Consider the following 24,303-nt stretch of genomic DNA (forward strand, 5'->3'; position numbering starts at 1 on the left):
ACGAACCGGTCTCGGAGCTTGGTCACACCGGCTGTGCGCGGCGGTGAACTGCGAGACTTGGGCCATGAACCACAGCACGGCCCACTCCCCGCGTCCCGTCACCCTCGACGACGTCCGCGGTGCCCAGAAGATGCTCTCGGGTGTGGCGCGGGTGACCGCGATGGAGGGGAGCAGGCACCTGTCCCGGCTGGTGGGGGCGCCGGTACTGCTCAAGTGCGAGAACCTTCAGCGGACGGGATCGTTCAAGCTGCGCGGCGCGTACGTGCGGATCGCCGGGCTGCTGCCGGAGGAGCGCGCCGCCGGTGTGGTGGCGGCGAGCGCCGGCAACCACGCCCAGGGCGTCGCGCTGGCCTCGTCGCTGCTCGGCGTGCACGCCACCGTCTTCATGCCGAAAGGGGCACCGCTGCCGAAGATCAGCGCCACCCGGGAGTACGGGGCGGAGGTGCGGCTGCACGGCCAGGTGGTCGACGAGACGCTGGCCGCGGCGCAGGAGTACGCGGAGCGGACCGGCGCCGTGCTCATCCACCCCTTCGACCACCCCGACGTCATCGCGGGCCAGGGCACGGTCGGTCTTGAGATCCTGGAGCAGTGCCCCGAGGTGGGCACGATCGTCGTCGGCATGGGCGGCGGCGGGCTCGCGGCCGGCATCGCGGTCGCGGTGAAGGCGCTGCGGCCGCAGGTGCGGATCGTCGGGGTGCAGGCGGAGGGCTCGGCGGCGTATCCGCCCTCGCTCGCGGCCGGGCGGCCGGTGGCGATCCAGCACCCGGTGACGATGGCGGACGGCATCAAGGTGGGGCGGCCCGGAGACGTGCCGTTCCGGATCGTCGCCGAGTCGGTGGACGAGGTCCGCACGGTCACCGAGGGCCAGCTGTCGGCGGCGCTGCTGCTGTGCCTGGAGCGGGCCAAGCTGGTCGTCGAGCCGGCCGGAGCGAGCCCGGTCGCCGCGCTGCTGGGCGAGCCCCACGCCTTCGCCGGGCCCGTCGTCGCCGTGCTGTCCGGGGGCAACGTCGACCCGGTGCTGCTCCAGCGGGTGCTGCGGCACGGCATGGCCGCGCAGGGCCGCTACCTGGCCGTACGGCTGCGGCTGACGGACCGGCCGGGCGCCCTCGCGACGCTGTTGGGGGTGTTGTCAGTGGTGGACGCTAACGTGCTCGACGTGAGTCATGTACGGACCGATCCGCGGCTCGGGCTCACGGAGGCGGAGGTGGAACTGCACCTGGAGACGATGGGGCCGGCGCACTGCGCCGAGGTCGGGCAGGCCCTGCGCGAGTCGGGTTACACCGTCATCGAGTGAGGCGGCACCGACCGCGCGCCCGGACCTGACACCAAGGTCAGGGAGGTCCGTGTCACTCGTTCGGCGAAATTCCATTGAGAGACGCGATACATCGCGTTATGTTGGTCCCACCCCTCAGCAACGCGCTCGCTCACTCATCCTCCAGAACCCAGCAAGCAACTCCTCCAACTCCTACGACGACGTGGAGACACACATGCCAGGCGCCATCTATGCCGAAGGTCTGGTCAAGACCTTCGGTGACGTACGGGCACTGGACGGCGTCGACCTCGATGTCCCCGAGGGCACGGTCCTCGGCCTGCTCGGGCCGAACGGCGCGGGCAAGACGACGAGCGTCCGCTGTCTGACGACCCTGCTGCGCCCCGACAGCGGCAAGGCCGTCGTCGCGGGCGTGGACGTCCTCAAGCACCCCGACACCGTGCGCCGCTCCATCGGCCTGTCCGGCCAGTTCGCGGCCGTCGACGAATACCTCACCGGCCGCGAGAACCTGCAGATGGTCGGTCAGCTCTACCAGATGAGGGCGAAGGCCGCCAAGGCCCGCGCCGCCGAACTGCTGGAGCAGTTCCACCTCACGGAGGCCGCCGACCGGCCCACGAAGACCTACTCCGGAGGCATGCGCCGCCGGCTCGACCTCGCGGCGGCCCTCGTGGTCTCGCCGCCCGTGATGTTCATGGACGAGCCGACGACCGGCCTCGACCCGCGCAACCGCCAGCAGCTGTGGGAGGTCATCAAGCAACTGGTCTTGGGCGGTACGACGCTGCTGCTCACCACCCAGTACCTCGAAGAGGCCGACCACCTGGCCCACGAGATCGCGGTCGTCGACCACGGCCGGGTCATCGCCAAGGGCACCTCCGACCAGCTCAAGGCACGCACCGGTGGCGAGCGCGTCGAGGTCGTGGTGCACGAGCGGGAGCACATCACGACCGCCGCGGAGGTGCTGACCGGCTTCGGCAAGGGCGACACCACCATCGAGGAGCACACCCGCAAGCTCACCGTGCCCGTCACCGGCGGCGCCAAGCTGCTCGCCGAGGTGATCCGCGAACTGGACACCCGCGGCATCGAGATAGACGACATCGGGCTGCGCCGCCCCACCCTCGACGACGTCTTCCTGTCCCTGACGGGACACCTGGCCGAGACCACGGACGAGGCGAACGAGACGGACGGGGCGGACCCCACGGACGGCGTCCGGACAAGCCGCAAGGACACCCGCAAGGAGACCACGAAGTGAGCGCCGCCACCGACACCCCGCCGACCACAGCGCCGGGCAACCCCTTCGGGCAGTCCGTCCGCGACTCGCTGATCGTCGCCAAGCGCAACCTGATCCGCATGACCAGGATTCCCGAGATGATTCTCTTCGGGCTGATCCAGCCGGTGATGTTCGTGGTCCTCTTCACCTACGTCTTCGGCGGCTCGATGAAGATCGGCGACAGCACCGACCCGGACGTCTACAAGAACTTCCTGATGGCGGGCATCTTCGCCCAGACCGTCACGTTCGCCACCGCGGGCGCGGGTGCCGGCATCGCCGACGACATGCACAAGGGGCTCATCGACCGGTTCCGCTCGTTGCCGATGGCGCGCGGTGCGGTGCTGACCGGGCGTACCGTCGCGGATCTCGTGCAGACCGCCCTGACGTTGGCCGTGCTGGCGATAGTGGCGCTGCTCGTGGGCTGGCGCCCCGGCTTCGCCGAATCGACCAACGTCGCCAAGGTGCTCGCCGGCTTCGGCCTGCTGCTTCTCCTGGGATACGCCTTCACCTGGATCGGCGCGCTCATCGGGCTGTCCGTGCGCACCCCGGAGGCGGCGACCTCGGGCGGTCTGATCTGGCTGTTCCCGGTGACGTTCATCTCGAACGCGTTCGTGGACTCCAGTCAGATGACCCCGTGGCTGCGGCACATCGCCGAGTGGAACCCGTTCAGCGCGATCGTCCAGGCATGCCGTCAGCTCTTCGGCGACCCCGGCGTGTCCGCGTCGGGCGCCTGGCCCATGCAGCACCCGGTGTGGGCGTCGCTGATCTACTCGATACTGATCATCGTCGTCTTCCGCACCCTCGCGGTCCGCAAGTACCGCTCGGCGACCGCCTGACGGGTGGCGGCCGCACGGGGGTCGGCCACCGCCCGGCAGGGCGCGGCCCCCGGCGTCGAGGGACGCCGGGGGCCGGGGACGGGCGGGATCAGCCCTGGTAGGGCTCGGCCTTGAGGATCTTCACCGAGGCCCTCTTGCCGTTCGGCAGCTCGTACTCCGCGTCCTCGCCCACCTTGTGGCCGATCACGCCGGAACCCAGCGGGGACTGCGGGGAGTACGTCTCGATGTCGGTGCTCGCGTATTCACGGGAGGCGAGCAGGAACGTCAGCGTGTCGTCCTCGTCGCCGTCGAAGGCGATCGTCACCACCATGCCGGGGGCGACCGCACCGTCCGCCGATACGGGAGCCTCGCCGACCTTGGCGTTCTCCAGGAGCTGGGTCAGCTGGCGCACACGGAGCTCCTGCTTGCCCTGCTCCTCCTTGGCCGCGTGATACCCGCCGTTCTCCCGCAGGTCGCCCTCCTCGCGCGCGGCCGCGATCTTGGCGGCGATCTCCGTGCGCGCAGGACCAGACAGGTACTCCAGCTCGGCCCTGAGCTGGTTGTACGCCTCCTGGGTCAGCCAGGTGACGTTCTCGCTGGTCTGGGTCACAGGTGCTCCTCGTCGGTACTGGGAATACAAAGCATCGCCCTACCCAGAAGAATGTTCCTTCACGGATGGGCGAAACCACGAGCCTAACAATTCAACGGCGGAAGGGGGAGGACATAAGCCATCAGAATCGTGTCAGTGCAGGTCAGGGCCTATGCGACACGGATGACCTCACTCGGCGTGGCAGCCCAGCAGCTCGGCCGTGCTGCCCCGAGAGGTCGTACGCAGCGTGACGACCTTGTCGATGCGGGTGGCCGAGCCGGTGAATCGGAAGTCCGCCCGGCCCACCTCGGCGCCGTCGGCGGCCTGCGAGCGCACCGTGCAGTAGCCGTCGGTCCCGGCGTCCTTGTGCACCTCCAGATGCACCTCGACCGCGTCGTCCGCGGCCTTGAAGGTGATCACCTGGGCGCTGATCTCGCTCTGCGCGACGTAGTGGTAGGCGAAGTAGCCGACCAGCGCGAGCAGGGCCGCGCCGAGCACCGCACCGACGATCTTGAGCTTGTGGTCGGCGCGCTCGTCCGACGAACGCCCGTACCGGCCCTCGGGCAGTCGCGTGCTCGCCGTGCTCATGATCGTCCTCTCGGCAGGAACGGGACGGGAGTCCCGACAGGGGCCCCGAACCGGACCGTGGAATTATTCGCCCCCCGATTCGGTCACTATAGAAGCCGCCCGCGTGCCACCAGACCGCAACCCCTCTGAGACGTTCCCGCGGCACGGCACTATTGGATTGCACCCGAAGACCCGGGCGCCGACCTACCGAGGATTGAGTCTTGACTGACCAGCTGCGACTGATGGCCGTTCACGCGCACCCCGACGACGAGTCGAGCAAGGGCGCGGCCACCATGGCGAAGTACGTGTCGGAGGGGGTGGACGTGCTGGTCGTGACCTGCACGGGCGGGGAGCGCGGCTCCATCCTCAATCCGAAGCTGCAGGGTGACACCTACATCGAGGAGCACATCCACGAGGTACGCAAGAAGGAGATGGACGAGGCCCGCGAGATCCTCGGCGTCAAGCAGGAATGGCTCGGCTTCGTCGACTCCGGGCTGCCCGAGGGCGATCCGCTGCCGCCGCTGCCCGAGGGCTGCTTCGCCCTGGAGGACGTCGACAAGGCGGCCGGCGAGCTGGTGAAGCAGATCCGCTCCTTCCGTCCCCAGGTGATCACCACCTACGACGAGAACGGCGGCTACCCGCACCCCGACCACATCATGACCCACAAGATCACGATGGTGGCCTTCGAGGGCGCAGCGGACGCCGAGAAGTACCCGGAGGCCGAGTTCGGGCCGGTCTTCCAGCCGGTCAAGCTCTACTACAACCAGGGCTTCAACCGCCCGCGCACCGAGGCGCTGCACCAGGCGATGCTGGACCGCGGCCTGGAGTCGCCGTACGGGGACTGGCTCAAGCGCTGGTCGGAGATCGAGCGCGTGGAGCGCACGCTCACCACGCACATCCCGTGCGCCGACTTCTTCGAGATCCGCGACAAGGCGCTGATCGCGCACGCCACGCAGATCGACCCGGACGGCGGCTGGTTCCGGGTGCCGATGGAGCTGCAGAAGGAGGTCTGGCCGACGGAGGAGTACGAGCTGGCGAAGTCCCTCGTCGACACCTCCCTCCCCGAGGACGACCTCTTTGCGGGCATCCGCGACAATGCCTGACATGAGCTTGAGCCTGGCACTGACGCAGTTCGTCCCTCTCGCCAAGGAGGTCGACGAGAACAAGGTCACCCCCGGCGTCCTCGGCTTCATCGTCTTCGCGGCGATGGCCCTGGCGGTCTGGGGTCTGATGAAGTCGATGAACAAGCGCATGCAGAAGGTCGACTTCGAGGAGGCCCCGGACCCCAAGGCCCAGTCCGGAACCCCACCGACCACCCCGAACCCCCGCCACAACTAGCGCTTGCCGCGCGGGGGCGGGTTCCGCCTGGGTGGGTGCTCCCGGCCTGGCTGGTGCCGGCCGGGCCGTGGTCCGCTGCGCACCGCGGGGCCGTTCGTGCGGTCGGTGCCGGTGGGGTCGGTGGCACCGTGCGGTTGGTGCCGGCAGCCCCGACGCTCACCGCTGGGCGGGTTCTGGCCGGGCGGGCGCTCGCGGCGCGGTCGTGACGGCGGGCCCTGCGGTCACCGCAGGGCCTGGCTCCGCCCGGTCGGCGCCGTCGCGCGGTCGGTACCGCGGACTCGGCACGGGTAGCCGGGCGCTCGCCACGTGGTCGCCGGCGGCGGGCTCGGGCTCACCACACGGTCGCCGGCGGCAGGCCCGGGCTCACCGCGGGGCTGGTTCCGTCCGGCGGTCGGTGTCATCGTGTGGTCGCCGGCGGCAGGCTTGCGATCACCGGGCCGGGATTACCGGGGGGCCGGAGTGGGGACGCCCATGATCTCGCGGGCGTGGCGGTTGGGGACCATGCCGAGGCGCCATGCCTGCCAGCCCGCCTCCAGTTGCACGCCGCGCTCCAGCAGCAGCCCGTACGCCGCCAGATAGCCGGCCAGCTTGCCGTCCCGGGTGGCGTGCGGCGCACGGCTCAGCTGGGCCAGTTCCTCCTGGGCCACCGCCGTGCCGACCTCCACCCCACCGGGGGCCGCATAGGGCAGCAGGGTGCAGCGCAGGAAGCGGGCCCAGTCCTCGCCGCGCCGGTCGCCGTACGAGGTGAACAGGCCGATCGCCTCGTCGCACAGGGCCAGCGCCTGCTGGGTGCGGGCGTTGCCCGCGTCCACGACGGCCAGTTCCAGGCAGGTCCACGCCTCGCCATGGGTGACGCCGATGCGCTGGAAGTCGGCGCGGGCGTCCACCAGGAGCTGGCGGGCGAACCCGGAGTTGCGCAGCGAGCCGGTCCGGGCGGCGCGCTGGTCCCGGGTGACGCGGGCCGAGTGGTGGCGGGCGCAGGCCAGGCCGTAGACGTCCCGCATCCGGGAGAACATCGTGCGTGACCGCTCCAGCTCGCGTACGGCCCGGTCCAGGTCGCCCGTCTCCTCCAGGGCCTGCCCGAGGTAGTAGACCGTCCATGCCTCGCCGCGCGCGTCCTCGTTGTCCCGGTGCCGGACGGCGGCCTGCCGCAGCGCGTCGGCCGCCTGGGCCGCGTCGCCGTCGACCAGCCGGGCCCGGGCCAGCTGGGTGAGGGCCCACGCCTCGCCGCGGGCGTCCCGGGTGCGGCCGTAACGGTCGAGGGCGGCCTGCAACTCCCGCTCCGCACGCGGTACGTCGCCCATCCGCAGCGCCAGCTGGCCGAGCTGGAAGTGCGCCCATGCCTCGCCGTGCACCGAGCCGCCATCCCGGTGCAGGACCAGGGACCGCTCCAGCAGGTCCAGGGCCTCCGGCAGCCGGGCCCGGTCGCGCTGGACCGCGGCCAGGGCGTGCATCGTCCAGGCCCGGTCGGTGGCCAGTTCGGGCGCGGCCTGGAGGTCCAGCGCCTCCTGGAGCTTGGCGGCGGCCTCCGTGAGGCTGCCCTGATGGTGCAGCGTGATGCCGAGAGAGCACAGGGCGCGGGCCGCGCCCGCGTCGTGATGAGCCTCCAGATACAGATCGACGACCGAGCTGAGCGTCGTACGGGCCTTGTCCAGCTCGCCCAGCTGGCGGGCGGCGATGCCGGTGCGCCACTGCACCGAACGGATCAGCAGACCCTGGTCGACGGCCTGGGCCAACTCGCTGATCTCGCCGAGCCGGTACAGGTCGCCGCGCAGCAGGCAGTAGTCGCACAGCGCGCCGAGCAGGTTCAGCACGGCCGCCTGGTTCACGCCCTCCGCGTGGCGCAGCGCCGCCGTGATGAAGCTGGACTCGTCGTCCAGCCAGCGCAGGGCCTCCTCCAGGGAGGTGAAGCCGTGCGGCCCGAAGCGGTCCGAGCGGGTCGACATGTTCCCGTCGACCAGGCGGAGCACGGAGTCGGCCAGCTCGCCGTAGTTCTCGATCAGCCGCTCCTGCGCCGCCGTGCGCTGCGCCGGGTCCTCCTCGTCCAGGAGCCGGGCGTGGGCGAACGCGCGGACCAGGTCGTGCAGCCGGTACCGGCGGCCCCGCACATGGTCGATCAGGCCCGCCCGGGCGAGCGCGGCCAGCCGGCGGGAAGCCTCCGCCTCGTCCGTGCCGAGCAGCGCGGCGGCCGCCGCCGCGCCGAGGGAGGCGCGGCCGGCCAGAGCGAGCCGGCGCAGCAGCCGGCGGTCCGTCTCCGACTGGTCGGTGTAGCGAAGCCACAGGACGCGTTCGACCGGATCCACCGGGCCGTACGCATCGAGGTCCGTGGCCAGCCGGCGCGGTGAGCGCGGGCCGAGCGACGAGCCGGCGATGTGCAGGGCCAGCGGCAGCCCGCCGCACAACTCCCGGACACGGTCCGCGGATTCGGCGTCGTAGGGAGCCGAAGCGTCCTGTGCGGCGGCGCCCAGCAGCTCCTCCGCGCCCGCCGCGTCCAGCGGTTCGACCGGCAGGTGGTGCACCCAGGCCGGGAGGTCCGCGGGCAGCCGGAGCGGTTCCTCCGCGGTGATCAGGACCAGGCTGTCGGAGCGCTCGGGGACGAGGGTGCGGATCTGCTCGGGGTCCGAGGCGTCGTCGAGGACGATGGTCACCGGCAGGCCGGTCAGATGCTGGTGGTACAGCTCGCTGAGCCGCTTCAGCTGCTGGTCGGGGGAGGAACGCTCACGGAACAGCAGTTGTTCGCGGGGTGCCCCGAGCCGGTTGAGCAGATGCAGCAGGGCGTCGCGGGTCGGCAGCGGCGGCTCCTCCCGGCTGCCGCCGCGCAGATCGACCACGACCGCGCCGCGGAAGTGGTCCCGCAGGTCGTGCGTGGCACGGACCGCGAGCGTGGTGCGGCCCGAGCCCGGCCTGCCGTGCAGTACGACCACCGTCGGCCGGGTCTCCGTGCTCGCCCGGGCCGCCTGCACCCACTGCCTGAGCCGCGCCATCTCCGGTCGGCGCCCGGCGAACGGGCCCTCGGGTTCGGGGAGTTGTCCGAAGGACTCCTTGAGTACGGTGCGCCTGCGGGCCGCCGCGCTCTTGTCCGAGCCGCGCAGTTGCGGGCCCGTCTTCTTCGGGCCCGTGGAGGCGCTGAGCACCCGCTGCTGGTCGAGGAAGGGCCGGATGCCGCGTACCTCCAGTGCCGTCAGCCACTGCAGCCGCAGCTGTTCGGGCCCGCCCGGCTGGCCGGCGGCGCCCGCGCGGTGGTGGGCGGCCGGCAGATGGGAGCCGGCCACCTTGACCACGGTGGCGGCGGCGCCCACGACACCCACGGCCACGCCCGCGCCGAGCGCCGTGCCCGCCCCGGTGCCCAGCGACAGGTCGGTCACGGCCGCGGCCACCGCGGCAACGCCCGCCACCAGCAGGGGAGTTCCGGCGCCCTCCTGCGCATACCGCTGTCCGAAGGTCAGCCGGCCGGCCTCCGTCTCGTCGAGCGCGTGCGTGTACGCGGCGTACTCCTCGGCGGCGGTCTGCGTCATGGCGTCCAGCGAGCCGCGCGCCCGTGACAGCAGCACCTGCCCGTCGATGCGCCCGCCCGAGCGCCGTACCTCCTCCTCGACGGCCCGCACCACCAGCCGCTCGGCCTCGGCCCGATGGCTGTCCCGCATGTCCCGTCCCCCTTAGGCGGCAACTCCGTTGCCTACGAGTGTCCTTCGCCGAAGGCGCGAGCGCGAGGGGGCGGCGATCACAGAGGACCGCAAACGCACGGAAGTGGTCGAGCGGGACCGCCGCGACGCACGCCCTACGGCCCGGATGTCGGCGACATCCCGGCAGCGGGACCGGCGAACCGGGCCATGGCCAAGCTCGGTGCGTGGGACCGCGCCCAGCCGGTGGTCATCGCCGGGGTCCGCCGGACTCGGCAGCGGGACGGGCGGGGGTCGCCATCCCTGTGCGGACACTCCCGTGCGGATCAACGAGACCCGCGGGGCGTCCGTGTCGCGGGCCGCCCCACGGCGCACCGCCGCCCGTATCCCGTGCCGCTCCCCGGGTGGCCGGTGCCGCAGGGCAGGCGCAGGGGGCCTGGGTGGCGCGGGAGCCCAGGGCCCTGGGCAGGAACCAGGGCCGAGGCAGGAGCCCAGTGCCGGGGCGGAAGCCGGGGGCCTGGGCAGGAGCCCAGGGGCCGGGGTGGAAGCCCAGTGCCGGGGCAGGAGCGGAGGGCCGGGCAGGACCCCAGGGCCGGGGCGGAAGCCAAAGGCCGGGGCCGAGTCAGGCCCAACACGCACCGGCGGGGCTCGTGGCCGACGGGGTGCCGGAGCGGTTCCCGGGTGCGCACGGTGGGGCCTTGCGCCGACCGAGGCGGCGCGGCGCGGGGCCCCGGCCGAGGGCCGGGCGTCGGGGCGATCGACGGGGGACCGTGCGGCAGTATGGGGGTATGCCGAACCGACTGGCTCACGAAACCTCTCCCTACCTCCTCCAGCACGCCGGCAATCCGGTCGACTGGTGGCCCTGGTCGGACGGGGCGTTCGAGGAGGCACGGCGGCGGGGGCTGCCGGTGCTGCTCAGCGTCGGCTATTCCAGCTGCCACTGGTGTCACGTCATGGCGCACGAGAGCTTCGAGGACGAGGCGACGGCGGCCTTCATGAACGAGCACTTCGTCAGCGTCAAGGTGGACCGCGAGGAGCGGCCGGACGTGGACGCCGTCTACATGGAGGCCGTGCAGGCGGCCACCGGGCAGGGCGGGTGGCCGATGACGGTGTTCCTCACGCCGGACGCCGAGCCCTTCTACTTCGGCACCTATTTCCCGCCGGTGCCCCGGCACGGGACGCCCTCCTTCCGGCAGGTGCTCGAAGGGGTCAGGCAGGCATGGGCGGAGCGGCAGGACGAGGTGACCGAGGTCGCCGGGAAGATCGTGCGCGACCTCGCCGGGCGAGAGATCGACTACGGGGGCGCGCGACCGCCCGGCGACCAGGAGCAGGCGCAGGCCCTGCTGGGGCTCACCCGCGAGTACGACCCGCAGCGCGGCGGATTCGGCGGCGCGCCGAAGTTCCCGCCGTCCATGGTCATCGAGTTCCTGCTCCGGCACCACGCCCGCACCGGTTCCGAGGGCGCCCTGCAGATGGCCCAGGACACCTGCGAGCGGATGGCGCGGGGCGGGATCTACGACCAGCTCGGCGGCGGGTTCGCCCGGTACTCCGTCGACCGGGACTGGACCGTGCCGCACTTCGAGAAGATGCTCTACGACAACGCCCTGCTGTGCCGTGTCTATGCGCATCTGTGGCGTGCCACCGGTTCCGGGCAGGCCCGCCGGGTCGCTCTGGAGACCGCCGACTTCATGGTCCGTGAACTGCGCACCGCCGAGGGCGCCTTCGCCTCCGCGCTCGACGCCGACAGCGACGACGGCAGCGGGCGGCACGTCGAGGGCGCGTACTACGTGTGGACTCCCGAGCAACTGCGTGACGTGCTCGGGGACGACGCCCCGCTCGCCGCCCAGCACTTCGGGGTGACCGAGGAGGGCACCTTTGAACACGGCCGTTCCGTGCTGCGGCTCCCGCAGGGCGAGGGCGTGGCGGACGCGGAGCGGATCGCCTCGGTGCGGGAGCGGCTGCTGCGGGCGCGGCAGGACCGCCCGGCACCGGGCCGCGACGACAAGGTCGTCGCCGCCTGGAACGGTCTCGCGGTCGCCGCGCTGGCCGAGACCGGCGCCTACTTCGACCGGCCCGACCTGGTCGAGGCCGCGGTCGCCGCGGCCGACCTGCTGGTCCGGGTGCACCTGGACGAGAGCGGCCGGCTGGTCCGCACCAGCCGGGGTGGCCGGGCCGGCGGCAACGCGGGCGTACTGGAGGACTACGCCGATGCCGCCGAGGGCTTCCTGGCGCTCGCCTCCGTCACCGGCGAGGGGGTCTGGCTCGACTTCGCCGGACTGCTTCTCGACCAGGTGCTCGCCCGCTTCACCGACCCGGACGGCGGCGCGCTCTACGACACCGCGGCCGACGCCGAACGGCTCATCCGCCGCCCGCAGGACCCCACCGACAACGCCACCCCGGCCGGCTGGACCGCCGCCGCCGGCGCCCTGCTGAGCTATGCCGCCCACACCGGTTCCGAGCCCCATCGCGCCGCCGCGGAGCGGGCGTTGGGGGTGGTGACCGCTCTCGGGCCGCGGGTGCCGCGCTTCATCGGCTGGGGGCTCGCCGTCGCGGAGGCCCTGCTCGACGGCCCGCGGGAGGTCGCGGTCGTCGGCCCTGACCTGTCCGACGAGGCGACAGAAACCCTGCACCGTACGGCACTTCTGGGTGCCGCCCCCGGCGCCGTCGTGGCCGTCGGCGTCCCGGACGGCGACGAGTTCCCGCTGCTCGCCGACCGGCCCCTGGTGGGCGGCGCGCCCGCCGCCTACGTCTGCCGGAACTTCACCTGTGACGCCCCGACGACCGACCCGGAACGGTTGCGCACCGCGCTGAGCACCTGAAACGACCGTCCCCAGCTGCCGGTACGCGAGAGGCGGGCGAATCGCCGAGGGCAACGGCGGGGGCGACCCGTTGTGGCCGGACCGCGATCGCGGCGGCAGCGGCTGCGGCGAGGAGCAGGTGACGGGACGTCAGACGGCTCGGCCTGGGCCGGTGAACTCGTCGAGGGCGCGTTCCACGATGGCTTCCAGCTGTTCGTGGTGCGCGCCCTTCCAGTAGGCGCGCCCGCACTCCCGGCACTGCGCGAAGACGTCGTACGAGCGGTGCGTGCCCCCTTTGAGCTGGTCGGCCACCTCGTCCTTGGTGGCCGCCCGCAGCAGGCCGTTGCAGGCGGTGCAGCGCGTCCAGGGCCGCAGCTCGGGTGCGAACCGGTCCAGGACGTCGCGGAGTTGGTCGTCGGGCCGGGTGCTGTAGACGAAGGCGCCCGCCCACAGTTCGCGGCGGCGCAGCAGACCGCGGTCGCGGCTGAGCATGACCCGTTTCTCGGCCGCGGAGCGTGCGGCCAGCGCCGGGTCGCCGATGTCCGTCGACTCGTAGGCCGTGTCCACGCCGAGCAGTCGCAGCCGCCGGGCGAGGGTGCCCAGGTGCACGTCGAGCAGGAAACGCAGCGGGGCGCCCGGGATCCGCTGGGGCCGCTCCACCGCCCGCACGAGTACCGTCTCGCCCGCCGCCGGGACGTGGGACACGGGCACCGGCCGGCCGTCCACGACCAGGGCGCCGACCTCGGTGAGCGGGACGCCCAGGGACTCGACGACATGGCCGAGGGTGGAGACGCCGTCGGTGGCGAGCGCGCGGGCGCCGCCGCGCCGGGCGTGCGGGACGAACAGCCTCAGCGCGGGAGCGACTTCCACCTGGATCTCGGGACCGTTCACCCGGCCAGGATGCCATGGGCCGGGCCGCGGGCCTCAGGGCTTTTCGACGGGCAGGCCGTGCTCCAGGACGTCGAGGGCGCGGTCGATGAGGTCGACGAGGTTGTCCCGGTGGTCGTTCTCGGCCCAGTACAGGGAGACCTCCATCAGGCCGCCGACCAGGGACATCGCCCAGACCCGCACCTCCAGGGAGTCGGGGTCGCGGCCGGTGCGCTCGCCGATGGCCCGGCACAGCAGTCGGCCGGTGACCGACATGGTCTCCATCGTCCGCGAGCGCACCGCGGGCACCTCGACCATCAGCTTCGTACGCAGCCGGGTCACCTCGGGGCTGTCCCTGAGGCCCAGGCTCACGGCCCGGTGCATGACGTACCGCAGGGACTGCGGCCACGGCTCGTCGGCGGGCCGGGCGCGCAGTTCCTCCAGGATGACCGGGTCCCACTCGTCGGTGAGGACGATGTCCTCCTTCGTGGGGAAGTAGCGGAAGACCGTGGACGGCGACACCTCGGCGCGCTCCGCGATCTGCTCGACCGTGGTGGCGTCGTACCCCTGTTCCGAGACCAGCCGGTAGGTCGCGGCGCGGATCGCCTCCCGCGTCTTGATCTTCTTCCGTTCCCGCAGGCCGAGCTGGGGACGGTCGGCGGGGGCGCAGGTGGCACCGTCCCGTTCGGGCGGCGGGGAGAGCTTGGGGGAGCGTGCGGCCGTCATGGAGGTCATTGTCGGACATCCGCCGGGGGTGTGACCACGGCCGGGGCCTCGTCGGCCGCCGCCCCCCGGGCTGCCGCGGCGCCCGGCAGGAACGCGGCGGCCAGCAGGGCGGCGGCCAGGGACGCGACGCCGCACACCACCAGGACCAGGCCCATGGCGTGCACGAACGCGCTGTTCGCGGAGGCCGCCAGCTGGGTCGCGCCCGACCGCTCGGCGATCAGGTGGGCGGCGACCACGGACTCCCGGGCGGTGTGGGCCGCGGGACCGGGCAGCCCGGTGACGTCGAGCCGGTCGCGGAAGGCGCCCGCGAGCAGGCTGCCGAGCAGGGCGATGCCGATCGCCGCGCCGACCTGGCGCAGCGTCATCAGCAGTCCGGAACCGCTGCCGGCGCGTTCGGCGGGCAGTGCGCCGAGGGCGCCGTCCATCGCCGGGACCATCGCGAAGCCGAAGCCGAGCCCGGCGACCGACAGCCACAGCGCGGTGAACCCGTAGCCGGAGTCGACGGTGGTGCGGCTGCCGAGGAACGCCGCGAAGGCGAGGACGACGAGCCCGGCGCTGACCACGGCCCGCGCGCCGAACCGGGCGACGACCGGCTGGGCGCCCCGTGCGGCGATCAGCAGGCCGCCCATCATCGGCAGCAGCCGCACCCCGGTGCCGAGGGCGTCGTTGCCGAGGACGGCGTGGAGGTAGGGGGGCAGCACGAACAGCAGACCGGACAGGACGAACGTCACGAGGGTCGCGGCGACCGAGTTGACCAGGAAGCCGCGGTGGCCGAGCAGGGACATGTCGAGCATGGGACGGGCCGCCCGGCGCTCGCGCACCACCAGGGCGGCGAGCAGGACGACGGCGGCGGCGATGAGGCCGAGCACCAGCGCGTCGCCCCAGCCGCGGTCCGGGGCCTCGATGATCGCGTAGATGAGGGCGCCGAGGCCGGTGGCGGTGAGCGCCGTGGAGACGGCGTCGACCTTGGGGGAGGCGGGGTCCCTGGTCTCGGGCAGCAGGAAGAGGCAGGCGGCGATGCCGATGGCGACCATGGGGACGTTGATCAGGAAGACCGAGCCCCACCAGAAGTGGTTGAGCAGCCAGCCGCCGAGGATCGGGCCGAGCGGCATGCCGAGCGCCGAGGCGGCCGAGATGACGCCGACGGCCTTGGCGCGCTCCCCGGGTCCGAACAGCGAGGGCAGCACGGACAGGGCGAGCGGCATGACGAGGGCGCCGCCGACGCCCATCACGGCGCGGGCCGCGATCACCGCGTTCACATCGCCGGCCAGGCTGCCGACGACCGTGCCCGCGAGGAACACGGCGAGCCCGGCGATCAGCATCAGCCGTCGGCCGAACCGGTCGCCGAGCAGTCCGGCCGGGAGCATCAGCGCGGCGAAGACGACGACGTAGGCGTCCGCCATCCACTGCTGCTCTCCGGTGGTGGCGCCAAGCTGTTCGGCCATGGTGGGCAGCGCCACGTTGAGGATCGTCATGTCGAAGCCGAGCACCAGCATGCTCGCGACCAGGGCGCCGAGGGCCCACCAGCGGCGCGGGTCAGGGGTCGGGGTGACGCTTTGAGTGACAGTAGCCATGAAATGAGAGTAGCTGTCAAAAGATGGGTGATGTCAATAGAGGGTGGCTTCCCGCGCGCAGGGAATTTCGGCGCACACGAAAAGGGCCACGGCTCGCAAGCCGTGGCCCTGTCTGCGAGGGTGCGGGTCTACGCGTGCTGGTAGGCCACCAGGGAGATGCCGACGTAGTGCACGACGAAGGCGGCGAGGGTGAACGAGTGGAACACCTCGTGGAAGCCGAACCAGCGCGGTGACGGGTTCGGCCGCTTGATGCCGTAGATCACGCCGCCCGCGCTGTACAGGATCCCGCCCGCGATCACCAGGACCAGGACCGCGATGCCGCCGGTGCGCAGGAAGTCCGGCAGGAAGAAGACGGCCGCCCAGCCCATGGCGATGTAGCAGGGCGTGTAGAGCCAGCGCGGTGCGCCCACCCAGAAGACGCGGAAGACGATGCCCGCCGCGGCGGCGGCCCAGATCCCCCACAGCAGCCACTGCCCCTTGGCGCCCGGCAGGAGCAGCAGGGTCAGCGGTGTGTAGGTGCCCGCGATGATCAGGAAGATGTTCGCGTGGTCGAGACGGCGCAGGATGCCGTCCATGCGCGGGCTCCAGTTGCCCCGGTGATACAGCGCGCTCACGCCGAACAGCAGGCAGGCGGTCAGTACGTAGATGCCGCAGGCGACCCGGCCCCGGCTGGAGTCGGCGAGCGCGGTGAGGATCAGGCCCGCGACGAGGACGGCCGGGAACATACCGAGATGCAGCCAGCCGCGCAGCTTGGGCTTGATCGGGTGCGGCAGTGAAAGCGCGGTGGGACCACGGCCGGCGGCCGGCGGGTCCAGGGGCGCGTCGGGGGCGGGCGCAGTCATGCCCGGCATCGTACCTACGGAACCGTAAGTTGCGTATCAGCGGAGGCTGATGAGCACTTGATAGTGGTCATCCTCTCATGGACGCGCACGGCGCCGGACGTAAAGGGACCGCCAGGCGAACGCTACGTGCACGTAAAGAAACGGGCCGGAACCCGCTGATCGTGGCGTTCCTCACGCCGCTCACCTGTGCGGCCCTCTGGACAGATGCGCAGTCGCGTCGGATGATCAAATGAGTGCAGCCGGCACCGGATGAGCGGCTACGAAGCATCCGGGCCGCAGCCCCCATGGGGCCGAAAGAAAAAAATCCCTCATTTAGGAGCAATCGTGGCGCGCGACATCGCGGCTCCCACCGTCATCCCCACCAACCATCAGGAACTGATCTCGTGGGTGAACGAGATCGCCGAACTGACCCAGCCGGACAACGTGGTCTGGTGTGACGGATCCGAGGCCGAGTACGAGCGACTGTGCGGGGAGCTCGTCAGCAGGGGCACCTTCAAAAAACTCGACCCGGTCAAGCGCCCCCACTCCTACTACGCGGCCTCCGACCCGACCGACGTCGCCCGGGTCGAGGACCGGACGTTCATCTGCTCCGCGAAGGAGGAGGACGCCGGTCCGACCAACCACTGGATGGCCCCCGAGCGGATGCGGGACGTCTTCACCGGCGAGAAGGGCCTGTTCCGCGGGGCGATGCGGGGCCGCACCATGTACGTGGTGCCCTTCTGCATGGGCCCGCTGGGATCCAAGCTCTCCGCGCTCGGCGTGGAGATCACCGACTCCGCGTACGTCGCCGTCTCGATGCGCACCATGACGCGCATGGGCCGGACCGTCCTCGACGAACTCGGCTCCGACGGCTTCTTCGTGAAGGCCGTGCACTCCGTGGGCGCACCGCTCGGCGAAGGCCAGCAGGACGTCCCCTGGCCGTGCAACCAGACCAAGTACATCTCGCACTTCCCCGAGGACCGCGAGATCTGGTCCTACGGCTCCGGGTACGGCGGCAACGCGCTGCTCGGCAAGAAGTGCTACGCGCTGCGCATCGCCTCCGTCATGGCCCGCGACGAGGGCTGGCTGGCCGAGCACATGCTGATCCTCAAGCTCACCCCGCCGACCGGTGAGGCCAAGTACGTCGCCGCGGCCTTCCCGAGCGCCTGCGGCAAGACGAACCTCGCCATGCTGGAGCCCACGGTCTCCGGCTGGACCGTGGAGACCATCGGCGACGACATCGCATGGATGCGGTTCGGCGAGGACGGCCGACTGTACGCGATCAACCCCGAGGCCGGCTTCTTCGGCGTGGCGCCGGGCACCGGCGAGCACACCAACGCCAACGCGATGAAGACGCTGTGGGGCAACGCGGTCTTCACCAACGTCGCGCTCACCGACGACGGCGACGTCTGGTGGGAGGGCATGACGGAGCAGGCCCCGGCCCATCTGACCGACTGGAAGGGCAACGACTGGACGCCCGAGTCGCAGACTCCGGCGGCCCATCCCAACGCCCGCTTCACCGTCCCCGCCGCGCAGTGCCCGATCATCGCGCCGGAGTGGGAGGACCCGAAGGGCGTGCCGATCTCCGCGATCCTGTTCGGCGGGCGCCGGGCCACCGCGGTGCCGCTGGTGACCGAGTCCTTCGACTGGAACCACGGCGTCTTCCTCGGCGCGAACGTGGCCTCCGAGAAGACGGCCGCCGCCGAGGGCAAGGTCGGTGAGCTGCGCCGCGACCCGTTCGCCATGCTGCCGTTCTGCGGCTACAACATGGGCGACTACATGGCCCACTGGATCGACGTGGCCAAGGACAAGGACCAGTCGAAGCTGCCGAAGATCTACTACGTCAACTGGTTCCGCAAGGACGGCGACGGGCGTTTCGTGTGGCCGGGCTTCGGCGAGAACAGCCGCGTCCTGAAGTGGATCGTGGAACGGCTGGACGGGAAGGCGGAGGGCGTCGAGACGCCCATCGGCATCCTGCCGTCGAAGGCGGCGCTGGACACCGCGGGCCTCGAACTGACCGACGACCAGCTGGACTTCCTGCTCACCGTCGACCCGGAGGTGTGGCGCGAGGAGGCCGCGCTGGTGCCCGAGCACCTCAACACCTTCGGCGACCACACCCCGCAGGAACTCTGGGACGAGTACCGGGCCCTGGTACGGCGCCTGGGCTGACCCCGAGGAGACAAGACCCCGCGGCCGGTCCGGGAGAGTGCCCTGACCAGCGATCGTCACGGCCGGCCGCGGCACCCGGACCGGCGAGGCCCCGTACAACGGCGTACGGGGCCCACGGCCTGCCGGCCCCTCCCGTCCGCCCCGACGGAACCACCCCGGCAGGCCTTCGCCCCGTCCGCCCGCCTCCCCCGGAACGGACTTCCGACCAGCGGTACCCGGTCCCACCGACGGACGATGCCGCCAGTCCCTTACCCCTGGCCGCCCCACTCGCCTGAAGGGAACCTTCCGGCGGCCGGGGGCCGGCAGTGCGCGGTCGGTCCAGTCGGAGCGGCTTCCGACCAACCCCACGCAGGTCCGCACAGCCAGAGGCGCCGCGTCGGGCTGCGCCCTTGGCCGCGGCGTTCAGTCGGAGGGGCCCGGTGGCGGGTGTGCGCGGTCCGGCTCGGTGGGGGAGGCGGCGGATCCTCGCGTGGTTGAGCCGGAGTGGTCTTCCCGGTAGGGGTGTGCGCGGTCCGTGCCCGGCGGGATGCGGCGGCGGGCCTTCGTTTCGGTCCGCCCGGTTCAGCCGCCGGACTCCCGACCAGCCCCGCGCGGGCCCGCGCGGCCGGAGGGGTACGCGGCTATGCCTCGGTCGCCCCGTCCACCTGGAGGGTCTTTCCGGTGGCCGGGGGTGGCGGGCTGTTTGGTCGGGGCGGTCTTCCAGGCAGCGCTGTGCGGGCGCGCCCCGCCGGAGGGGCCGCGCCGGGTTGCGTCCTTGGCCGTGGTGTTCAGTCGGAGGGGGCCTCACGGTGGCCTCAGGTGGGTCGTTCAGTTGGAGCGGTCTTCCAAGTAGCGGGTGTGGGATTCCTGGCGGCGGGATTCTGTTTCGCGGAGTGTGGAGGCCAGGCGTTCGGCCTCGTCGTGGAGCAGGGTCAGCTGGCGCTCCAGGTGGCGCTCCGGCGGCTCGGTGCCCGGCGTCAGCCGCGTCCACCACCGGGTCCGCACAAACGTGTCGACCGCCTCGGGGATGTCCTGCCGCACGGCCCGCGACAGCGTGTGCATGCCCTCCGGGTCCTGCGCCAGCACCTCGGTGACCCACCCCGGATCCAGCAGGGCGGTCAGCAGCTCGATGAGTTCGGTCAGCCGCCCGGCCGCCGCGGGCGGCAGGTCGACGTCCGCGAGATAGCCGCGCAGGGTCTCGAAGTCACTGCGCAGCTCGTCGAGTTGGGCGGTCGGATCCGGGAAGTCCGGCAGCGCGGGCCGCTCCGGCGGGGCGATCAGCGCGCCCGCCCCGTACAGCCCGGCCACCACGACGGGCCAGTACGGTCCCGCCACCCCGGTGAAGGTCAGCGCGAGCCCCACGATGCCGCCCACACCGCCCGCGATGTTCTTGCGGGACTCCAGATAGCCGAGGAACCTACTGGTAGCCACGGATCTCCTCGAAGGCTCCGTCGAGCGAGCCCTTGCGGGCGTCGAACAGACGGCCGCCGGTCAGGTCGGCGATGTGCTGCAACTCCGCCCGGTCGGAGTCGCCGAAGAGGATGGGGAAGACCGGGGTCTCGCGTTCGGCCTGGGTCAGACCGCGGTAGAACGCGTCGAACTCCGCCGCCTTGGCGCCGGTGGTGTTCTCGCCGTCCGTCATCAGCACGATCGAGGTGAAGGTCTCACCGACGCCGCCCAGGTGCTCGTACGCCTTCTCCAGCGAGGTGTACACGGCGGTGTCGCCCTGCGCGGACAGCGCGTCGGTGTCCTTGCGGATGGCGTCCAGACCGCTCTTCGGGTCGGACGGGCTGACGACATGGGTGCGCACGCTCTTCACATCCGAACCGAACGGCATCAGCGTGACCTCCTCGCGCTGGCGGAAGTCCCCGGTGAGACTGGTGAGGGCCTTCTTCAGCCGGTCCAGCCGGTCACCCCGCATCGAGCCCGAGGTGTCGAGCACATACACCGTGCGCGAGGGGCGGCGCAGCTCGTTCTCGTACGAGTCGAGCAGCCCGTCGGCGACCGACCGGCTGCCGGGGAACGGCAGTTCGCGCCGTCTGCTGGTGTCGAGGCCCGCGGCCGGCTTGACCGACGGGACGACCGGACGGCGGTGGGTGCGCTCGGTGATCAGCCGCTGCGCCGCGTCGCCGCGCAGCGCTTCGGCGAGCCGGCGCACGTCCTGGCGGGCGGCGGAGCCGGCGGAGGCGAGCGAGGAGAGCGGGTAGTCGGCGGTGAGCACGCCGTCGGTGGGCCGGATCACGGTGAGGCCCGGGATGCCCTTGAGTACGGACTCGTAGTTGAGCAGCGCGTCGACGTTGCCGCGCCGCGCGTACGCCGACGCCAGCCAGCCCGAGGACCCCGAGGTCAGCTTCTGGCCCTTGAAGAACTCCTTGAGCCTCGGCGTCGCCTTCGCCACGTCCGCGTCGGTCAGCGCGGACTGGGCGCCGGACAGCGCGGAGGCGACCGAGACGAGCGCGGAGAAACCGGAGTTCGAGCGGGCCGGGTCGGTCATGCCGTAGGTCAACCTGCCGTCCTGCACGGCCTGTTCGATCCGCCCCCAGGTGACCTGCGCCGGCTTCCAGTGCAGCCGGTTCAGCGCCTCCTGCCGGACGCCGATCGCGACCGGACTCGACATGATCGGCGTCTCGGAGACGACCTTCTTCGCGGCGTCCGGGCGCAGCCGCAGATAGTCGTTGGACGACAGCCACAGCGCGTCGTACGCCCCGTCGGCCCTGCCCTTCGCCACCAGGTCGATCGCGTCGAGGGTGCCCAGATAGGTGGGGCGGACGGTGATGCCGGTGTCCTCGCGTATCCGCTCCAGCACCGGCGCCATGTCCGTGAGTTCGCTGGAGGCGAGGACGCGCAGGGTGCCGGGCCGCGGCGCGGTGCCGTCGTCGGAGGGGTCCTTGTGCTCCTGGGAGGTGCAGGCGGTCAGGAGCGCGGCGGCGGCCGCGAGGACGGCGAGTCGTCGTCTCACGCGAGCCCTCCGTCCAGGGCGCCCTGCCTGCGGCTGCGCTCCAAGTAGGTGCTGGCCTGCTGGAGTTCGGCGGTGAGGCTTTCGACGGTCGTCGCCATCGCCTCGGTGGCCTGCACCTTGTAGGTGTCGATCGCGTCCAGGGTGCGGTAGATCTGCTGGAAGGCGGAGCGCAGGGTCTCGGCGCCGACGGCCGGGTCGGCGGCGATGCGCTGGATCTCCCCGCTCTGCGTGCTCAGCATCTCGGCGTTGCCGCGGATCAGGTCCTCGGTCGTCCCGCGCAGGGCGTTGACCTGCTCGATGACCTTCTTCTGGTTGTCCAGGGCGGAGGCCAGCATCACGGAGATGCGCAGCGCCGATACGGTCGTGGTGGCCGCCCGTTCCACGCCCTTGATCAGCTCGTCGTTGTTGCGGCGTACGACGTCCATGGCGAGGTAGCCCTGCGCGCACACCGCGAGTTGGGTGAGCAGGTCCTGGTGCTTTTGCCGGACCGGGAAGAGCACGTCGGCGCGCAGGCCGTCGGCCCGCTCCGGGTCGCTCGCCGCCACCCCGTCGATGTGCCCCTCGACGGCGCCGTCCAGGGCCTCGGTGAGCACGACGTACTCCTGGAGCTTGCCCATGGTCTCCCACAGCCGCACCCGCTCGGTCTGCAACGCGGCGTTGTCGCGGCGCAGTTCGTCCTGGCCGCCGCGCAGCGAGCCGACGATCTTGTTCAGGGTGCCCTGTGCGGAGGCGTACTTGGCGACGTGGTCGCGCAGCTTGTTGCCGCCGGGCAGCCGGGACAGGAACTTGCGGCCCTTGCTCGCGGGCAGATCGCGCGGGTCGAGGTCGTCGACGACCCGGCGGAGTTCCACGAGCGACCCGGCCACCAGGGACTGGGCGTCGCCGCCCTTGCCGGGCAGGCTGCGGACCGCGCGTTCCAGCATGCGGTTGGACTGGGCGGCGGCGCTGCGCATCTCACCGGCGCCCAGGGCCGTGATCTCGCCCACCTTGCCCGCGAACTCGGGCGAGCGGGTGTCGAGAGCGGCCAGCCCCTCGACGTACGCGGCGGCCTTGCGGGACATGTCCTCCCGGACGCTCGCCTCGACGGGCACCAGTCCGCCGGCCTTCTCCCGGGGCACGGGCGCCACGGCCTCGGGCGGGGTCAGCGTGAGGACGTCGTCGCCGCTGAGCGTCGGCTCATGGCCGCTCGCGCTGATGTGGTTGAAGCTGCTCATAGGTATCCCCCCGGATCAGCCGCGTGCCCGGCGGGCCATCTCGTGCAGCACCTCGGAGGTGGGCACGGGCGCCTGCCGGACACCGGTCAGCTTCTGGTTGAGGTAGGCGGCACGGTCGGCCGTGGCCTTGATGAACTCGGCGGTGTCGCCCTGCGGGCGGAAACCGTGCCTGACGGCGAGCTTGCGCAGTGTCGGGTCGGTGCTGAGCAGGTCGCCGAGCGCGCGGCCCTCTTCGGTGAGCGGCACGACGGTGTGGTCGCTGTTGACGGTGGTGTCGGGGTAGAGGACGACGAGGTCGTCGACCGACTTCTGTTCGCCGAGGAGCGTGGCGACCTGTGACTCGTACACCAGCACCAGCGGATTGCCGGCCCCGCTGATGAAGTCCCGGAACGGGCCGTCCGAGCTGGACTGCTGGGCGCCCTGGACGGAGACCAGCTTGCGCAGCAGGGGTGCGGTGCGGTCGACGTCGGCCGTGCTCGCGGCGACCTTGCCGCCGCCCGCGACGTAGGAGGCCGCGGCCAGGTAGAGGGCGCCGGAGTTGGAGGACTCCGGGTCGGTGCTGGCGATGTAGAGGGTGCCGGTCAGTTCCCCGTGCCGGTCGGCGCCCTTGAGCTGCTGCCAGGTCCGGTCGTGGCGGGCGGCGTCGAGGTAGGCGGCCATCTTCAGGGTGCCGCGGCTCTTGCCGTCGAGCGTGGCCAGCCCGTTCGCGGCGAGCACGTCGGCCGCGCTGCGGTGCGCCACCACGACGAGCGGCGAGTAGAAGGGGCGCGGCAGCGGCTCACGCACCCCGTACTTCTTGGCCAGTTGGTCGGCCGGGGCCTGGCTGGACGGGAAGGCGAAGTCGTACCCCTTGAGGTCGAGTCCTTCCATCGCCCAGGACCCCGATGACTCGGTCTTCACGGTGAAGCCCTTGTCGGCGAGGGCCTTCACCACGTCGGGATCGGCGAAGAACTCGGCCTTCTCCGATCCGATCACTCCCTGCACGGTCTTCGTTGCCGTGCCCTTGTCCTCGCCCTGTCGGCCTGCGACGACGGCGGTCACCACACCGCCGATCAGCAGCACCGCGAGGACTATTCCCGCGATACGTCTCACACGAGGGAGACTGCTCCCGGAATTCAACGTTCCGTGGGGAGCGTGGTGAACGGAGGGTGTCGGGCCGATCCCGTTATGCAACAGGAACAAGCCATTCCGCTCGGCGGGGTGGAATCGGGCGAAGCGAGCTGGGGCGCCCGGTCCACGCGTCGCTGCGGGTACGCGCGGACCGGGGCCGTCCGGGACCCGGGCCGGGGGTCAGTGGGTCGCGCTGAGTTCCGGCAGATCGTTCAGCGCGGCGGCGTGGGCGTCCATGCGCTCGGCGGACAGGATGGCCGCCGTGGTGTCGGCGCGGGACGCCGCGACGACCAGGGCGCGACCGGCCAGCGCGTGCGCCCGGTGGTGCAGCGCGGCCGGGCGCGAGCCGGTCGCGGTGCCGGACGCGCGGGCCGGCGCGTGCCCGCCCCGCAGCCGGGTCACCTGATCGGCGAGCTGTGCGGACGCCGTGTCCAGCTCGGCGCAGGGCGCGAGGGCGCGCAGTTCGTCCGTGACGGCGAGCAGCGCCGCGAGGTGTCCGGCGAGCTGGATGTCCAGCTCCTCCTCGCGCGACCGGTGGGGGAAGTCGGAGGGGGTGCCGGCCATCGGGTTGCCGTGCGGGGACCGGGGGGACGGTCCGGTGCGGATCGGTTCGTACATGG

19 protein-coding genes are annotated in these 24,303 nt (G+C 72.0%); 7 read left to right on the plus strand and 12 right to left on the minus strand.

All coding sequences use genetic code 11. The annotated features are described in order from the left end of the window. The first annotated feature begins 64 nt into the window (after positions 1–64). From ilvA to AC27LF_RS07325, 3 genes are all read left to right on the plus strand, one after another. Positions 65–1,294 carry a threonine ammonia-lyase gene (ilvA, locus tag AC27LF_RS07315; protein ID WP_479656739.1) on the plus strand — a complete coding sequence of 410 codons (1,230 nt, stop codon included), beginning with the start codon at positions 65–67 and terminating at the stop codon, positions 1,292–1,294. 193 nt (positions 1,295–1,487) lie between these two features. Beyond that, on the plus strand, positions 1,488–2,519 hold the full coding sequence (locus tag AC27LF_RS07320) for an ATP-binding cassette domain-containing protein (RefSeq protein ID WP_479656740.1): 1,032 nt from the start codon (positions 1,488–1,490) through the stop codon (positions 2,517–2,519). Further along, complete coding sequence (locus tag AC27LF_RS07325; protein WP_479656741.1) at positions 2,516–3,373, plus strand: ABC transporter permease; 858 nt, start codon at positions 2,516–2,518, stop codon at positions 3,371–3,373. The genes AC27LF_RS07320 and AC27LF_RS07325 overlap by 4 nt, the downstream gene beginning before the upstream one ends. Positions 3,374–3,461: 88 nt before the next feature. Here AC27LF_RS07325 and greA read toward each other — a convergent pair whose 3' ends face one another. Continuing rightward, complete coding sequence (gene greA, locus AC27LF_RS07330; RefSeq protein ID WP_479656742.1) at positions 3,462–3,962, minus strand: transcription elongation factor GreA; 501 nt, start codon at positions 3,960–3,962, stop codon at positions 3,462–3,464. A 168-nt stretch (positions 3,963–4,130) separates the two neighbouring features. Next, a complete protein-coding gene (locus AC27LF_RS07335) occupies positions 4,131–4,529 on the minus strand; it encodes a DUF4307 domain-containing protein (protein ID WP_479656743.1) in 399 nt (132 codons plus the stop codon). Positions 4,530–4,729: 200 nt separating this feature from the next. Here AC27LF_RS07335 and mca point away from each other — a divergent pair, with 200 nt between their 5' ends. Beyond that, entirely contained in the window at positions 4,730–5,611 is an 882-nt protein-coding gene (gene mca / locus AC27LF_RS07340) for a mycothiol conjugate amidase Mca (protein WP_404023254.1), read from the plus strand. Next, positions 5,604–5,846: a hypothetical protein gene (locus tag AC27LF_RS07345; protein ID WP_479656744.1), complete on the plus strand. Its 243-nt coding sequence runs from the start codon at positions 5,604–5,606 to the stop codon at positions 5,844–5,846. Before mca ends, AC27LF_RS07345 begins: the two co-directional genes overlap by 8 nt. A 443-nt stretch (positions 5,847–6,289) precedes the next feature. On the opposite strand, the gene AC27LF_RS07350 is transcribed toward AC27LF_RS07345, so the two are convergent. Then, entirely contained in the window at positions 6,290–9,490 is a 3,201-nt protein-coding gene (locus tag AC27LF_RS07350; RefSeq protein ID WP_479656745.1) for a tetratricopeptide repeat protein, read from the minus strand. Positions 9,491–10,254: 764 nt separating this feature from the next. Between AC27LF_RS07350 and AC27LF_RS07355 the strand changes: the two genes are divergently transcribed. Next, positions 10,255–12,285 (plus strand): thioredoxin domain-containing protein, encoded by a 2,031-nt coding sequence (locus tag AC27LF_RS07355; RefSeq protein ID WP_479656746.1) that lies wholly within the window; start codon positions 10,255–10,257, stop codon positions 12,283–12,285. 129 nt (positions 12,286–12,414) lie between these two features. Here the strand turns inward: AC27LF_RS07355 and AC27LF_RS07360 are convergent, their stop codons facing one another. The 4 genes from AC27LF_RS07360 to trhA form a co-directional block, all read right to left on the minus strand. Beyond that, positions 12,415–13,155, minus strand: a complete 741-nt coding sequence (locus AC27LF_RS07360; protein ID WP_479656747.1) for a Mut7-C RNAse domain-containing protein — start codon at positions 13,153–13,155, stop codon at positions 12,415–12,417. A gap of 33 nt (positions 13,156–13,188) precedes the next feature. Continuing rightward, positions 13,189–13,857 (minus strand): TetR/AcrR family transcriptional regulator, encoded by a 669-nt coding sequence (locus AC27LF_RS07365; RefSeq protein WP_479656748.1) that lies wholly within the window; start codon positions 13,855–13,857, stop codon positions 13,189–13,191. 5 nt (positions 13,858–13,862) lie between these two features. Beyond that, positions 13,863–15,431: a DHA2 family efflux MFS transporter permease subunit gene (locus tag AC27LF_RS07370; protein WP_479656749.1), complete on the minus strand. Its 1,569-nt coding sequence runs from the start codon at positions 15,429–15,431 to the stop codon at positions 13,863–13,865. Positions 15,432–15,559: 128 nt separating this feature from the next. Beyond that, on the minus strand, positions 15,560–16,273 hold the full coding sequence (gene trhA, locus AC27LF_RS07375; RefSeq protein WP_479656750.1) for a PAQR family membrane homeostasis protein TrhA: 714 nt from the start codon (positions 16,271–16,273) through the stop codon (positions 15,560–15,562). Positions 16,274–16,597: 324 nt separating this feature from the next. Here trhA and AC27LF_RS07380 point away from each other — a divergent pair, with 324 nt between their 5' ends. Continuing rightward, entirely contained in the window at positions 16,598–18,421 is a 1,824-nt protein-coding gene (locus AC27LF_RS07380; protein ID WP_479656751.1) for a phosphoenolpyruvate carboxykinase (GTP), read from the plus strand. An 807-nt stretch (positions 18,422–19,228) separates the two neighbouring features. Here the strand turns inward: AC27LF_RS07380 and AC27LF_RS07385 are convergent. The 5 genes from AC27LF_RS07385 to AC27LF_RS07405 all read right to left on the minus strand — a co-directional run bounded on the left by AC27LF_RS07385 (position 19,229) and on the right by AC27LF_RS07405 (position 24,301). Further along, positions 19,229–19,831, minus strand: coding sequence for a hypothetical protein (locus AC27LF_RS07385; protein WP_479656752.1), 603 nt, complete (start codon positions 19,829–19,831; stop codon positions 19,229–19,231). Next, positions 19,818–21,359: a substrate-binding and vWA domain-containing protein gene (locus AC27LF_RS07390; RefSeq protein WP_479656753.1), complete on the minus strand. Its 1,542-nt coding sequence runs from the start codon at positions 21,357–21,359 to the stop codon at positions 19,818–19,820. Before AC27LF_RS07390 ends, AC27LF_RS07385 begins: the two co-directional genes overlap by 14 nt. Continuing rightward, a complete protein-coding gene (locus tag AC27LF_RS07395) occupies positions 21,356–22,573 on the minus strand; it encodes a toxic anion resistance protein (RefSeq protein WP_479656754.1) in 1,218 nt (405 codons plus the stop codon). Before AC27LF_RS07395 ends, AC27LF_RS07390 begins: the two co-directional genes overlap by 4 nt. 15 nt (positions 22,574–22,588) lie before the next feature. Beyond that, the gene (locus AC27LF_RS07400; protein WP_479656755.1) at positions 22,589–23,665 is read right to left on the minus strand and encodes a substrate-binding domain-containing protein; all 1,077 of its coding nucleotides are present in this window, start codon (positions 23,663–23,665) and stop codon (positions 22,589–22,591) included. Between the two features lie 198 nt (positions 23,666–23,863). After that, positions 23,864–24,301 (minus strand): SCO4983 family protein, encoded by a 438-nt coding sequence (locus AC27LF_RS07405; protein WP_479656756.1) that lies wholly within the window; start codon positions 24,299–24,301, stop codon positions 23,864–23,866. Between the last annotated feature and the right edge of the window lie 2 nt (positions 24,302–24,303).

This window comes from Streptomyces diversicolor (genome assembly GCF_057537855.1).

Bases quoted from the DNA above. Each gene is read 5' to 3' on its own strand.
- ilvA (WP_479656739.1), top strand. From the start codon at position 65: ATGAACCACAGCACGGCCCACTCCCCGCGTCCCGTCACCCTCGACGAC.
- AC27LF_RS07320 (WP_479656740.1), top strand. From the start codon at position 1,488: ATGCCAGGCGCCATCTATGCCGAAGGTCTGGTCAAGACCTTCGGTGAC.
- AC27LF_RS07335 (WP_479656743.1), bottom strand. From the start codon at position 4,529: ATGAGCACGGCGAGCACGCGACTGCCCGAGGGCCGGTACGGGCGTTCG.
- AC27LF_RS07345 (WP_479656744.1), top strand. From the start codon at position 5,604: ATGCCTGACATGAGCTTGAGCCTGGCACTGACGCAGTTCGTCCCTCTC.
- AC27LF_RS07350 (WP_479656745.1), bottom strand. From the start codon at position 9,490: ATGCGGGACAGCCATCGGGCCGAGGCCGAGCGGCTGGTGGTGCGGGCC.
- AC27LF_RS07355 (WP_479656746.1), top strand. From the start codon at position 10,255: ATGCCGAACCGACTGGCTCACGAAACCTCTCCCTACCTCCTCCAGCAC.
- AC27LF_RS07365 (WP_479656748.1), bottom strand. From the start codon at position 13,857: ATGACGGCCGCACGCTCCCCCAAGCTCTCCCCGCCGCCCGAACGGGAC.
- AC27LF_RS07370 (WP_479656749.1), bottom strand. From the start codon at position 15,431: ATGGCTACTGTCACTCAAAGCGTCACCCCGACCCCTGACCCGCGCCGC.
- trhA (WP_479656750.1), bottom strand. From the start codon at position 16,273: ATGACTGCGCCCGCCCCCGACGCGCCCCTGGACCCGCCGGCCGCCGGC.
- AC27LF_RS07395 (WP_479656754.1), bottom strand. From the start codon at position 22,573: ATGAGCAGCTTCAACCACATCAGCGCGAGCGGCCATGAGCCGACGCTC.
- AC27LF_RS07405 (WP_479656756.1), bottom strand. From the start codon at position 24,301: ATGTACGAACCGATCCGCACCGGACCGTCCCCCCGGTCCCCGCACGGC.